Consider the following 12,493-nt stretch of genomic DNA (forward strand, 5'->3'; position numbering starts at 1 on the left):
TATTTAATGTAGTGCCCTTTATCGGGCGCTGCATTTTATTTTTACGGCGGGAGGATTTGGCGTGACCGTACTATACAAGCTGGAGACGTTTGAAGGACCGCTCGATCTGCTGCTGCATCTGATTGATCAAGCGGAAATTGATATCCAGGATATCCCCGTCAGTGAGATTACCGAACAGTATATGGCTTATTTGCAGAACATGAAAGAGCTTGAGCTTGAAATTACCAGCGAATTTCTCGTAATGGCAGCTACGCTGCTGTCGATCAAAAGCAAATTGCTGCTTCCCAAGCCTCCGGTTATCGAGATGGATGAATTTGATTTTTATATGGATGATGAGGTCGATCCGAGAGCGGAGCTTATTCAGCGTTTGATCGAGTATCGTAAATATAAGGGGATTGCTGAGCATTTGCATGAGAGGGAATCGGAACGGAGCCTGATTTATTCTAAAGAACCGGAGGATCTCACGCCTTATATGCCGGTTGCGGAAGGAAACCCTGTGCAGGGACTTCAGCCTGCTGATCTGATTGCTGCCTTTCATAAAGCGCTAAGCAAAGCCGTCAAAAGGACTTCTTATGCCCGGATTCAGCGGGATGAGATATCGGTTAAAGACCGGATCCGGGATGTGGTACATATTTTGGAATCAGAAGGTCCCGGCGGGAGAGTGCTGTTTTCGAAATTGCTGCACGAAGAAATGGTAAGGCATGAGATTGTCGTGACGTTCCTGGCGATCCTGGAATTGATGAAAATGAAACAAATTTGGTGTTTTCAAGAGAAACTTTTTGATGACATCGTGATGGAATGGAGAGGGGAAGTCAAGTTTGATGGATTTTCAGAGGCTGAAATCACTTATTGAAGGTCTGCTGTTCCTTTCGGGAGAAGAAGGGCTGACCATGAAGCAGCTGACCGAAATTACAGAGCAGCCTGCAGCGCTGATTTCGGATGCACTGGATGAGATGAAACGGGATTGCGAAAGCGAGCATCGTGGGATACAAATTATGCAGATCGCAGGCAGCTACAAGCTCGCCACGCTTGCAGAGCATGCTCCTTATTTTGAAAGGCTGGCTTATTCGCCCTCCAGATCATCGCTTTCACAGGCTGCCCTGGAGACCTTGGCCATTGTTGCCTATCGTCAGCCCATAACTCGTGTAGAGATTGAGGAAATACGGGGGGTAAAGGCTGAGCGGGCGATACAGACGCTGACCAACAAAGGCCTGATCATCGAGGTAGGGCGTGCTGAAGCAATCGGTAGACCTATTCTGTACGGTACTACGAAATCTTTTTTGGACTATTTTGGATTGGCTCACATCAAGGATCTGCCCGAACCTTCCCAGTTTGAGACGGATGCAGATGCGCTTGAAGAGGAAACCCAGCTTCTGTTCAACAAGCTGGATGACCAGCAGCTGACCTTTGATGATGTAAATGAATAGTTATGATGAATGAGGCCCGGGGATAACCCCGGGTTTTGTTTGTTTTAACAGCAATGTATCACTTTAAGCCAACATTGCCATACTAACCCAGACAGCTTGCCTAACATGCTTTGGAGGTTTGGGTATGACATTCTGGATTATTATTGGAATCGCCTTGCTGGCGCTGCTTTTAATCGCTTGCGTGCTGATATTAGTCTCTACCATCACGATCACCCCGCATATCATGCTGGCGGGCCGGAATACGGAAGCCGTGATTCATATCAAATCCTTGTATGGAATTTGGAATCCGAGCTTTGCCGTTCCGTTTCGAGATGCACAGGATGGGGATGGAAGTTCGGAGGAGGAGTTTCCACAGTCGTTTTTTGGCCGCCGGCAGCCGGAAGGGGATGAATCGGAAACCAAGGAATCGGAGGGCAGTCGATTCTCATGGAAAGACATCAAAAAACTGCTTCAAGCAACGGATGATTTCAAAACATGGCTGCTGAAGTCTATGAAAATATTCAAGCTCTCATCCGTCTTGTGGTCATCCAATATTGCACTGGATGATGCAGCTCAAACCGCTACAGCTTCAGGGACACTTTGGGGATTTAAGCACACCGTTCTTGGCTGGCTTTCTTTTCATCTCAAACTGAAAAGTGCTCCGGAAATTCATATTTATCCGGATTTTAACGGCCCGCCAAGTTTTTCTACCACCTTTCATTGCACTGTCCGTGTGCCTGTCTGGAGGCTTGTGATCGCAGGATTCGGCCTGTTGATCCGTATTTGGAGAGTTGAGGGTGGACTACGTACATGGAAGCATATGCTGTCCAAGGTTTAGTGCCATGCATATCAATCAGGGTCTACGTACACAATACCAAGAGCGGTGGCAAGTCTTCATTCATAACCCAAAGAGGAGGAATCTCGATGTCTGATCATCCGATTCAAGGCTTAATGCAAACAGCCATGGAAAACATCAAAGCCATGGTTGACGTCAATACCATTGTGGGTGATCCGGTTAACACGCCGGATGGGACAGTTATCCTGCCAATCAGTAAAGTGGCCTTCGGCTTTGCTGCAGGCGGAAGCGACTACAATTCAAATTCCGACTACAGCAGCAGCGGAAACGATGCCCAGCATGGAAGCAGCAAACGCAGCCTGCCGTTTGGCGGCGGCAGCGGCGGCGGTGTCTCGATTCGCCCGATCGCTTTTCTGGTGGTGGGTAAAGAAGGTGTTCACATCGTGCCGCTGGACAATCAGACCCATCTGTTCGAACGCTTGATTGACTCCACTCCATATTTGCTGGAGCAAATTCAATCGATGTTTCAAAACAATGGCAGCCGCGAGACCAGCAGTGACAACTTCAGCAGTACAAATCAAAATTCCCACTAAATTGTTCAGAAGTGTATCTTCTAAAATTGCCCTCACGGCTAAAATCCGGAGGGTTTTTTTATGCACACTGCTGAATCAATCCCGGACATAGCTCGGACAAATGCTGCATATACTTGTACAAGATTTCAGATAGTGGAGGATAAACCCATGAAGCGATTGAACAAACGGCCCTGGAGGCCGTACCTGCTCATATTGACATCCCTGATCTGTATAGGGACAGCCATCGTGCCACAAAGCCATATCGTACATGCGGCAGCGCAGATTTCAGCGGCATCGCCTGACGCTGCCTTGCCTGCACCTCCAGCCAATCATGCCCAGGCGGCCGCACTGATCGACGTTACTTCAGGCCGGCTTCTTTACAGCAAGGAAGGCGATAAAAGAATGCGAATTGCGAGCCTGACAAAAATTATGACGGCGATCGTGGCGATCGAACACGGCAAATTGAAGGATCAGGTGAAAGTCAGTAAACATGCATTTGCAAAAGAGGGCTCTTCCCTGTTTTTGAAGCTGGGCGAAGAAATGATGCTGGAGCATCTGCTGTACGGGTTAATGCTCCGCTCCGGCAATGATGCGGCTTCTGCTATAGCTGAGCATGTAGGAGGGTCAGAAGAAGGATTTGTCATGCTGATGAATAAAAAGGCGGAAGAGCTTGGTCTGGAACATTCCCACTTTATGAATCCGCACGGCTTGGATCATGACGACCATTATTCCACGGCTAATGATATGGCCAGGCTTACCGCATATGCGCTGCAGAACCCCGTATTTCGTGAAATTGTTAAGACTGAAAAGAAAACGGCACCCAATCCGAATGAGAGCTGGGATTATAAATGGAGCAATAAAAACAAAATGCTTCGTTTATATGATGGTGCAGATGGTGTGAAAACCGGCTATACCAAAAAAGCGTTTCGCTGTCTGGTCAGTTCAGCGACCCGTAATGGCCAGCAGCTTGCAGCAGTAACGTTAAATGACGGTGACGACTGGAATGATCATGCTCATCTTTTGGATTATGGTTTTGAACATTTTCCGCTGAAGACAATGATTCAAAAAGGTCAAAGCATCCAGGGGCAGGCGTTAATGACTGGCAAAGAGTTTTCGTACGCACTGCATACGAGTGAAGAAGCTGCTGTTGTCAAAAAGCTGGTGCTCCACAAAATATCCGTACCGGATTTATCTTTTGGCAAGCGGGGATACATTGAAATCACCTTGAACGATCGTGTTCTTGGCCGGGTTCCTGTATATGCCAAGGGAGGCCTTCTTCCCGGAGGTGAACATTCGTCTGCAGACAGCAGGGAGACCGCAGCTAGGCCAGCAGACAGACTCTCCTTGGGGCAGGCCGCAGCAATGATAATGAAACGATTGTTTGGCGACCCATCCTGACGGCTCTTTGATTACGGGCTGCAGACAGCACTATTGCAATTGCAAGAACGGGGGGATGGTATGATCAATTTCATCTGGATGGGAATGATATTAACAGGGTTTATATTCGCAGCAGTAAACGGAAATATCGATCAGGTGACAAAAGCAGCATTTGACGGAGCGCAGACCGGTGTCACCGTATCATTCGGTTTGATCAGTGTGCTGGTGTTCTGGCTGGGGTTAATGCGCCTGGCAGAAGATTCAGGCCTGCTCGCCAAAGTGGCCAGGATGATGGGACCTGTCGTTCGGTTTTTGTTTCCCGATGTTCCGAAGAATCACCCCGCCATGGGCTATATTCTTTCCAATATGAGTGCAAATCTGTTCGGACTCGGCAATGCAGCCACACCGATGGGGATCAAGGCTATGCAGGAACTGCAAAAACTGAATCCGGATAAAGAGACAGCCACTCCGGCCATGTGTACGCTGCTGGCGCTGAATACGGCGAGCATTACGCTGATTCCAACGACACTTATTGCGATACGGATGAATTATAACTCATCCAATCCGGCAGAAATTGTGGGAACCACGCTGCTTGCGACGGCAGTAGCAACTTTGGCAGCCATTGCTGCTGACAGGTGGTGCCGAAAGTTTACGGTCAAACCGAAACAGCCGCCCCAGAGCCCGTCATCCGTTTTTGGAAAAACCAAAACCGGAGGAGAGGGTGATCTTCCTTGTTAGAAATGATAAACCTCCTGTCGACATGGGCTATTCCGGTGCTGATCGCCTTTATTCCTTTGTTTGCCTATACAAAAAGAGTGCCGGTGTATGAATCGTTTGTGGATGGTGCTAAAGACGGATTTTCCACTGCGATATCCATTATTCCTCACCTTGTAGGTATGATGGTGGCGATCAGTGTGTTTCGTGCATCAGGCGCGCTTGAATTTCTGGTTGGATGGACAGGTCCTTTTTTGCAGGGTCTTGGCGTTCCAAGTGAAATTTTGCCTTTAGGGATGTTGAGGCCGCTAACGGGAACCGGTTCCCTTGCTTATACCACAGAGCTGATCCACACGTACGGACCGGATTCCATGATTGGACGAATCGCCTCTACCATTCAGGGAAGTACTGATACAACGCTTTATGTTCTGACCGTTTACTTTGGGGCTGTAGGAATCCGCAACGGGCGGTATGCTCTCAAAGTTGGACTATTTTCCGATGTGATCGGTTTTGTCGCGGCCATCGCCGTATGTCTGTTTGTCTTCGGATGAGCAGGCTTTTTTGTTTTGTGCGGGATATTAGTCCAAACCTTCGGAAGCTCCTTTGTCATACATTAATGCAATGCCAAATCAACAGGAGTGATGATTCCATGGAATTTGAAGGGTTTGTCATACATCATACGGCATGCAGTGAAGAGGGGCATGAGCATGAGCACTGGGATTTCATGATAAAAAAAGACGGATCTGTAGAGGTGCTGTCAACTTTACGCCAGTCTGAGTATATTTTTATAGGTCTGGAAGGAGATTTTAATATGGGCTATGAACTGATGGATCTTCAACAAAAGACACAGCTTTTTGCAGCCAGCAAAATCATCATTGAGCTTTCCCGCCTGTACTCCATCTCGCCATTGTATCTGTTTCCGCATGGAGATCAATGTCCTGGATCCAATTTCCCGTGGAATGCGCTTGTGATTTATCCTGCAGGTGGGTATCATTAGGGATGAGGTGACCTAAAGAACATGGAAAGATTACAGAAGATTATGGCACAGGCCGGGATTGCATCCCGCCGTAAGTGCGAGGAACTCATTCTGGGAGGAAAGGTGCAGGTGAACGGAGAGACCGTAACTGCGCTCGGTACGAAGGCGGATCCTGATGAAGACATGATTACCGTCATGGGCAAGCCGATCAAGAATGAGAAGAAAGTATATGTTGTGCTGAATAAACCGAAGGGTGTCATTACAAGCGCTTCCGATCCGGAAGGCCGCAAAATCGTATCGGATTATTTAAAAGGCGTCAAAGAACGCGTGTATCCGATTGGGCGGCTGGATTACGATACGGAAGGGCTTTTGCTGCTTACAAACGATGGTGAATTTGCCAACCTGCTCAGCCATCCCAAGTACCATGTACCCAAAACGTATCTGGCTACGGTGAAGGGAGTTCCGCATGGTTCGGAACTGGACAAGCTGCGCCAGGGCGTTATGCTGGATGACGGAATGACATCACCGGCAGAGGTAGAATACAAGGATGTGGATCCTGACAACAAGCAGGCAGTCATTTCAATCACGATTCATGAAGGACGCAACCGCCAAGTGAGAAGAATGTTTGATGCGATCTCTCATCCAGTAATCCGGTTGAAACGTATTTCCTATGGTGATCTACTGCTGCAGAACCTGAAGCGTGGTGTTTACCGGCATCTGACCCCTGACGAAATCAACGGTCTGCGCATGATGGCGCTGTCGGCAAAGAACACCAGACCAGAAGGGCAAGTCCGCAAAAAGCGCTAGAACCTGACACATAATTTTCATAATGGGTACCCGATTTTATGACAAACTTCGTTATAATGTTCATAGGATGTTCACACCTGCTGCGGACCATTATGAGGGATGTCATAGAAAGGATGCTGCATCATGACGGGCAAATCTAGAAAAACTGTACAAGTTATTATCCTCCTGGCCATATTAATGCTGGGTGTCTATGCGATTGTTACCGTCGTCATGGGCAAAGAGGGTGTGCCGAAAGAAGGGGATCAGGTTCCCGGGTTCAAACTTCTGGGTTCGGACGGAGCTGTTCACACGCTGGATGATTTCGACGGACAGGCCAAGGTAATTAATTTTTGGGGAACCTACTGTGAGCCATGTGTCCGTGAAATGCCAGCCCTGCAGGAACAGTGGCTAAAATGGAAAGATCAGGGCGTAGAAGTGATCGGCATTAATGTCGGTGAAGATAAAATGACGGTGGAGAACTTTGCTCAGAAAATGGGCGTGGAATTTCCGGTGTTGATGGATCCGAATCGTGACGCGGTATCAGATTTCAGGGTGGGACCGATGCCGACTACGTTTTTTGTGGACAGCAGCGGCAGGATACACCATATTCGCATTGGTCAACTTGATCTGGAAACCTTGGATAAGCAAATTGAACAGCTGGTGAACGGATCATGAGTGAGGAGTTAAAAGGACTTATTGTAAATACCAAGTGCGAATGTGGACACCAAAATCCGGTGGGCACCGTCCTCTGTGAGGCCTGTGGCAAGCCGCTGGCTGATGAAGCGGCTTCACAGGACATTTTGGAAATGCGATATGATGGTGTGGCAAGGCGTTCTCAGAAAGAGAACCCGGGTGTGATCGATCTGGTATGGAACTTCTTCTCTTCTGTGAAGGTGGCCATATATCTGATTATCATGACTACAATCGGCTCCATGCTGGGCTCCATATATCCACAGGAAAGCACATTTCTGAATATTGATCCATCGGTTTACTATAAGGAAGAGTATGGGCAGCTGGGACATATTTATTATCTGCTCGGCTTATCGCATACATATACCTCTTGGTGGTTCGTACTGCTGCTTGTTATGATCGGTGCATCATTGGTGATCTGCAGTCTGGATCGTGTGCTGCCGCTTTATAAAGCATTAAGCCGCCAGCGTGTGCCGAAGCATATGTCTTTCCTGACACGCCAGCGTGTGACACTGCAAACAGATGTGAACAATGAGGGCACAGCGTGGGTTGACCGGATCACACCACTGATCCGGAAGAAAGGCTACCGTGTCCGCACGGATGGCGGCACCCTGCTTGCTGAGAAGCAGCGTTTTAGCCGCTGGGGACCGTATGTCCTTCACATTGGACTGATCGTGTTTCTCCTGGCCGTGCTGGCAAGAGGGCTGCCTGGACTTCATATGGATACCCATATGGGTTTCCAGGAAGGAGAGCCTAAACAGATTCCGGACACGAGTTACTATTTGGAAAATGACGGTTTTACCGTTCAGTTCTATAGTGAAGAGGATCTGCCAGACGAATTTAAAGGCAAAGGGAAAGTGCTGCCGGAGAAGTTTGAAACCCAGGCTATCCTTTATGAGTGCGAAGCCAATTGTGATCTGGGGCAGGAGCCAGAACTCAAAGAAGTGATGCGGCATCAGATCGAGGTGAACCACCCGCTGAACTATAACGGGCTCAAGGCATATCAGTTCGACTATGATTTAACGCCGACCATTATTTCAGTTTCTCCAACCCTTGTCCATGCTGACAGCGGAGAAGAATTCGGCCAGTTTACACTGAATATCAGAAACCCGGAAAGAACGTATGAAGTGGGTCCATACACAATGACTCTAAAAGAGAAATATTCCGATTTTGGACTGAATGCTGAAGGCAAGCCTTCGAATATGTCTTCCAGTCAGAATGCTCCCGCATTTTTGTTCTTGATCCAGGGTCCGGATCTGCCTGAGGATGGTGTTCAGTATTTCTATTTCCCTAAGCAAATTGATAAAGAGCGCTTTCAACAGGATGCGCTGAACAAGCAGTTGGGTGGAGGCGAACTTCGTTTTAATCTGGAAGTAGGCAGCATGGAGGATGTAGAACTGTCCCAATCCACGACATATCTCAATATCCGAATCGATAAAGCCATGCCGTTTGTGTGGGTCGGAGCGGGAATTGGTATGCTTGGACTGGTTCTTGGTTTCTATTTCCAGCACCGCCGTATTTGGCTCCGGGTTGACGATGGCAAGCTTACGCTCGGCGCACATACGAACAAGAACTGGTTCGGTTTGCGGAAGGAAATTTCATCGATTCTCAAACAGATGGACCTGGAAGTGGATGAGAAGTCACTGGTCAATAACGGGGGGAGCCAAGAATGAGTTTAATTGATTTTAGCAGCGACGCCTTTATCGTTGCCTTTTTCTTATACTGTTTAGCCTTTACTTTTTACGGGGTTGCTGTCATGGGCAGGCGGTTCCGAAAGCGTGAACCGGAGGCTCATACGGCCAAGTGGGGCAAAATCGCTTTTTACACAGCCGTCATTGGATTGATTGCGCAGTTAACCTATTTTGTTACGAGATGGATTTGGTCAGGCCATGTGCCTGTCAGCAATATGTATGAGTTCATGACATTTTTATCCATGGCTATCATGATTGCCTTTATCGTACTTTATATCTTATACCGGAAATCTTTGTTGGGATTGTTTGCACTGCCGCTGGCCATTCTGATCATGGCCTATGCAGCCGTATTTCCACAGGAAGTACAGCCGTTAATCCCGTCGCTTAAATCATACTGGCTTGGTATTCATGTAACGATGGCCGCTTTGGGTGATGCTTTCTTTGCCGTCGGTTTTGTGGCGGGTTTGATGCATTTGCTGCGGACCGTTAACTTTGGCAGCAGTGACAAAAGCTCCCGGCGCGAACAGCGCTGGCTGGAATTTTGTATGTTTATGATTGTCGTTCTGATTGGATTTATTGTTTCTGTGTACAGCTTCCGGGCCGGAGGGTATCATGCTGAATTCAGCCAGATGAAGTGGAACGAAGAAACACAGCAGGAGCAAGTGGTCACCGTCGATTATGACATGCCGCCAATTGTGGCGCCTTACGACAGTCAGGCGATATCCGTACAATCTTTCATTGGGATGCAGGATTCGTTCTTTGAAGCCCCTTCCTGGATGCATGGAATCAACGCTGCTCGCAAGCTGAACACTGTACTCTGGTCTGTATTCAGCGGATTGATCCTCTATGGTCTGCTGAGAGCCATTATTCGCAGACCACTGGCCAAGATGATCCAGCCGGCATTAGGCAGAATGGATCCTGATGATCTGGATGAGATCAGTTATCGTGCCATTGCAATCGGATTTCCGATTTTTACGCTGGGCGGATTAATATTTGCCATGATCTGGGCAGAGGTTGCCTGGGGCCGTTTCTGGGGCTGGGACCCTAAAGAGATATGGGCACTGATCACCTGGCTGTTTTACAGTGTGTACCTGCATTTACGTTTGTCCCGCGGCTGGCAGGGGAAACACTCTTCCTGGCTGACCGTGATTGGCTTCATCGTCGTGATGTTTACGCTGGTGGGTGTCAATCTGATCATTGCCGGCCTGCATTCTTATGCAGGAACGGACTAAATGTTCATTTAAACAATAAGTGGTTAACAAATCAGAAGGGTTCTAAGCTTGAGGCTTAAGAACTGCTTCTGATTTTCCATATGAAGATGAAGGGGTTGTTGCCGATGAGTGATCATGGAAACCGGATCCTGGTAGTGGATGATGAGGAACGTATTCGACGGTTGCTGAAAATGTATTTGGAAAAGGAAGGTTATGAAATCGAAGAGGCTGAGGATGGTGAAACGGCACTTCGAAAAGCGAGTACCGAGGATTATGGACTCATTCTGCTTGATGTGATGCTCCCAGGAATGGACGGCGTGGAAGTGTGTTCGCGTCTGCGTCAGGTCAAGTCGACGCCAATCCTGATGCTTACAGCAAAAGGTGAAGAGATCAACCGCGTGCAGGGGTTTGAAGTTGGGGCAGACGATTATGTAGTGAAACCGTTCAGTCCTCGTGAGGTGATTTACCGGGTGAAGGCCATCCTGCGCCGCTCATCCGCCACAGCATACCTGTCCAAAGAAACCAATACCAGCAACAGTATTGTGTTTCCGAATCTTGTCATTGAGCATGATGCGCACCGGGTTACGGCAGGCGGTCAGGAGATCAACCTTACCCCGAAGGAATACGAGCTCCTTCATTATTTGGCATCCTCTCCGGACAAGGTTTTTTCCAGAGAAGAACTTTTAAAGGATGTATGGAACTATGAGTTTTTTGGTGATCTCCGTACTGTGGATACTCACGTAAAGCGTCTGCGTGAGAAGCTGAATAAAATGTCGCCAGAGGCGGCCTCCATGATTATGACGGTGTGGGGAGTCGGCTATAAGCTGGAGGTTCCGAAATAACGTGAACTTTTGGAGAAGCCTTGTCGGCAAGCTGTGGATCACCATCACCCTGCTTGTGGCCTGTGTCCTGCTGACGCTGGGACTGTTTCTGCTTCCGTATATTGATACGGTATTTAACAGCTCCAATTCAGGAGACATTAAACGGTTGTTTACGTATGTTTCCATTATTGGTTTTGCCATGACTACATTTTTCGGTTTGTTTCTTCTTACCAAAATTACACAGCCCATGCAGCAGTTAATCGAAGCAGCCAATGCGATTCGAAAAGGTAAATACGATACCCGTCTTAATCTGGTGACCAGCGACGAGATTGGTGAGCTTGCGAATACGTTTAATCATATGGCTGCAGAGCTGGAGACGACGATTCGCAGCCTGAATCATGAAAAGGAGCACCTCTCCAGCGTTCTGCGCAGCATGAGTGATGCGGTGATTACATTTGATAACAAGGGGGATGTCATTCTCGCCAATCCTCCTGGACGTCAAGTGATGGAAACCTGGCAGGGATTGAAATGGGACACCGGCCAGGAGGGCGGAGGCTGGGCTGCAGAAGTGATACCAGAACCGCTGACAGCACTTTTTAATAAAACGATGAAGGACGGCAGGGACCAGATGGCCGATCTGCATGTCAAGCACGGAGTATGGGAAGCGCATATGGCTCCCTTGTATTCGGATGATATTAATCGTGGTGCAGTGGCGGTTTTGCGTGATATTACGGAGCAGGTAAAGCTTGAGAAGATGAGGACGGATTTTATCGCAAACGTTTCTCATGAAATTCGCACCCCGCTGTCCATGATGCAGGGTTACAGTGAGGCGCTGCTGGATGGTATGGCGGCCTCTCCCGAAGAAAGCCGTGAACTGATTCAGGTCATTCATGAGGAATCACTCCGAATGGGAAGGCTGGTTAAAGACTTGCTGGACCTGACACGGATGGAAGCCGGGCATGCCGAGCTGGTTCTGCAGAGCGTAGATGCTGGTGATTTATGTGATCGGGTGTACCGCAAGTTCTCGGTTCGGGCAAAGGAACAGGATATTGAGCTGCTGCTTCGAAGGAACCATGCAGATCTGATCATAAAGGCTGCCGATGAAGACAAGCTGGAACAGGTCCTGACCAACTTGCTCGATAATGCCTTCAGGCATACTCCTTCAGGTAAACAAATTGAAATATCAGTGGATCGGATTGCACTGGGTGCAAGTGAAGCGGTGCAGTTTGCCGTTTCGGATCAAGGGGCGGGCATTCCACCTGATGATGTTCCGTTTGTCTTTGACCGGTTCTACAAGGCTGATAAAGCTCGGGTTCGCGGAGAAACCGTAGGGACGGGAATTGGTCTGGCCATCGTTAAGAACATTGTGGAGTCCCATAAGGGCCAAATTACAGTGAGCAGTGTTGAAGGCGAAGGAACGACATTCATATTCGCAATTCCGGCATAATAACAA

Annotated in this window: 14 protein-coding genes; all 14 read left to right on the plus strand. The window is 48.4% G+C overall.

Features of this window, described 5'->3' with window-relative positions; translation table 11 throughout:
• Positions 1-61 precede the first annotated feature (61 nt).
• The 14 genes from HII30_RS14285 (at position 62) to HII30_RS14350 (ending at position 12,487) form a co-directional block, all read left to right on the plus strand.
• A complete protein-coding gene (locus tag HII30_RS14285; protein ID WP_169505715.1) occupies positions 62-853 on the plus strand; it encodes a segregation/condensation protein A in 792 nt (263 codons plus the stop codon).
• Complete coding sequence (gene scpB / locus HII30_RS14290; protein ID WP_169505784.1) at positions 822-1,427, plus strand: SMC-Scp complex subunit ScpB; 606 nt, start codon at positions 822-824, stop codon at positions 1,425-1,427. Before HII30_RS14285 ends, scpB begins: the two co-directional genes overlap by 32 nt.
• A gap of 124 nt (positions 1,428-1,551) precedes the next feature.
• On the plus strand, positions 1,552-2,244 hold the full coding sequence (locus tag HII30_RS14295; protein ID WP_169505716.1) for a DUF2953 domain-containing protein: 693 nt from the start codon (positions 1,552-1,554) through the stop codon (positions 2,242-2,244).
• 86 nt (positions 2,245-2,330) lie between these two features.
• The gene (gene ytfJ, locus HII30_RS14300) at positions 2,331-2,795 is read left to right on the plus strand and encodes a GerW family sporulation protein (RefSeq protein WP_169505717.1); all 465 of its coding nucleotides are present in this window, start codon (positions 2,331-2,333) and stop codon (positions 2,793-2,795) included.
• Between the two features lie 147 nt (positions 2,796-2,942).
• Positions 2,943-4,172: a D-alanyl-D-alanine carboxypeptidase family protein gene (locus tag HII30_RS14305; RefSeq protein ID WP_169505718.1), complete on the plus strand. Its 1,230-nt coding sequence runs from the start codon at positions 2,943-2,945 to the stop codon at positions 4,170-4,172.
• Between the two features lie 60 nt (positions 4,173-4,232).
• Positions 4,233-4,889: a nucleoside recognition domain-containing protein gene (locus HII30_RS14310; protein WP_169505719.1), complete on the plus strand. Its 657-nt coding sequence runs from the start codon at positions 4,233-4,235 to the stop codon at positions 4,887-4,889.
• Positions 4,883-5,416: a spore maturation protein gene (locus HII30_RS14315; RefSeq protein WP_169505720.1), complete on the plus strand. Its 534-nt coding sequence runs from the start codon at positions 4,883-4,885 to the stop codon at positions 5,414-5,416. Before HII30_RS14310 ends, HII30_RS14315 begins: the two co-directional genes overlap by 7 nt.
• A 98-nt stretch (positions 5,417-5,514) precedes the next feature.
• Positions 5,515-5,862 carry an N-acetylmuramoyl-L-alanine amidase gene (locus tag HII30_RS14320; RefSeq protein WP_169505721.1) on the plus strand — a complete coding sequence of 116 codons (348 nt, stop codon included), beginning with the start codon at positions 5,515-5,517 and terminating at the stop codon, positions 5,860-5,862.
• Positions 5,863-5,883: 21 nt separating this feature from the next.
• On the plus strand, positions 5,884-6,648 hold the full coding sequence (locus tag HII30_RS14325) for a pseudouridine synthase (RefSeq protein WP_169505722.1): 765 nt from the start codon (positions 5,884-5,886) through the stop codon (positions 6,646-6,648).
• Positions 6,649-6,771: 123 nt separating this feature from the next.
• Positions 6,772-7,302 carry a redoxin domain-containing protein gene (locus HII30_RS14330; RefSeq protein WP_169505723.1) on the plus strand — a complete coding sequence of 177 codons (531 nt, stop codon included), beginning with the start codon at positions 6,772-6,774 and terminating at the stop codon, positions 7,300-7,302.
• Positions 7,299-8,990, plus strand: a complete 1,692-nt coding sequence (gene resB / locus HII30_RS14335; protein ID WP_169505724.1) for a cytochrome c biogenesis protein ResB — start codon at positions 7,299-7,301, stop codon at positions 8,988-8,990. Before HII30_RS14330 ends, resB begins: the two co-directional genes overlap by 4 nt.
• Positions 8,987-10,240, plus strand: coding sequence for a c-type cytochrome biogenesis protein CcsB (gene ccsB / locus HII30_RS14340; protein WP_169505725.1), 1,254 nt, complete (start codon positions 8,987-8,989; stop codon positions 10,238-10,240). The genes resB and ccsB overlap by 4 nt, the downstream gene beginning before the upstream one ends.
• Positions 10,241-10,344: 104 nt before the next feature.
• Positions 10,345-11,061 (plus strand): response regulator transcription factor, encoded by a 717-nt coding sequence (locus HII30_RS14345; RefSeq protein WP_169505726.1) that lies wholly within the window; start codon positions 10,345-10,347, stop codon positions 11,059-11,061.
• A 1-nt stretch (position 11,062) separates the two neighbouring features.
• Positions 11,063-12,487: an ATP-binding protein gene (locus HII30_RS14350; protein ID WP_169505727.1), complete on the plus strand. Its 1,425-nt coding sequence runs from the start codon at positions 11,063-11,065 to the stop codon at positions 12,485-12,487.
• Positions 12,488-12,493: the final 6 nt, after the last annotated feature.

It is taken from the genome of Paenibacillus lemnae, assembly GCF_012933385.1.
GTDB lineage: Bacteria > Bacillota > Bacilli > Paenibacillales > Paenibacillaceae > Paenibacillus_AQ > Paenibacillus_AQ lemnae.

Coding starts and splice junctions, on each gene's coding strand:
- scpB (WP_169505784.1), top strand. CDS start 822: ATGGATTTTCAGAGGCTGAAATCACTTATTGAAGGTCTGCTGTTCCTT.
- HII30_RS14295 (WP_169505716.1), top strand. CDS start 1,552: ATGACATTCTGGATTATTATTGGAATCGCCTTGCTGGCGCTGCTTTTA.
- ytfJ (WP_169505717.1), top strand. CDS start 2,331: ATGTCTGATCATCCGATTCAAGGCTTAATGCAAACAGCCATGGAAAAC.
- HII30_RS14305 (WP_169505718.1), top strand. CDS start 2,943: ATGAAGCGATTGAACAAACGGCCCTGGAGGCCGTACCTGCTCATATTG.
- HII30_RS14310 (WP_169505719.1), top strand. CDS start 4,233: ATGATCAATTTCATCTGGATGGGAATGATATTAACAGGGTTTATATTC.
- HII30_RS14320 (WP_169505721.1), top strand. CDS start 5,515: ATGGAATTTGAAGGGTTTGTCATACATCATACGGCATGCAGTGAAGAG.
- HII30_RS14325 (WP_169505722.1), top strand. CDS start 5,884: ATGGAAAGATTACAGAAGATTATGGCACAGGCCGGGATTGCATCCCGC.
- HII30_RS14330 (WP_169505723.1), top strand. CDS start 6,772: ATGACGGGCAAATCTAGAAAAACTGTACAAGTTATTATCCTCCTGGCC.
- resB (WP_169505724.1), top strand. CDS start 7,299: ATGAGTGAGGAGTTAAAAGGACTTATTGTAAATACCAAGTGCGAATGT.
- ccsB (WP_169505725.1), top strand. CDS start 8,987: ATGAGTTTAATTGATTTTAGCAGCGACGCCTTTATCGTTGCCTTTTTC.
- HII30_RS14345 (WP_169505726.1), top strand. CDS start 10,345: ATGAGTGATCATGGAAACCGGATCCTGGTAGTGGATGATGAGGAACGT.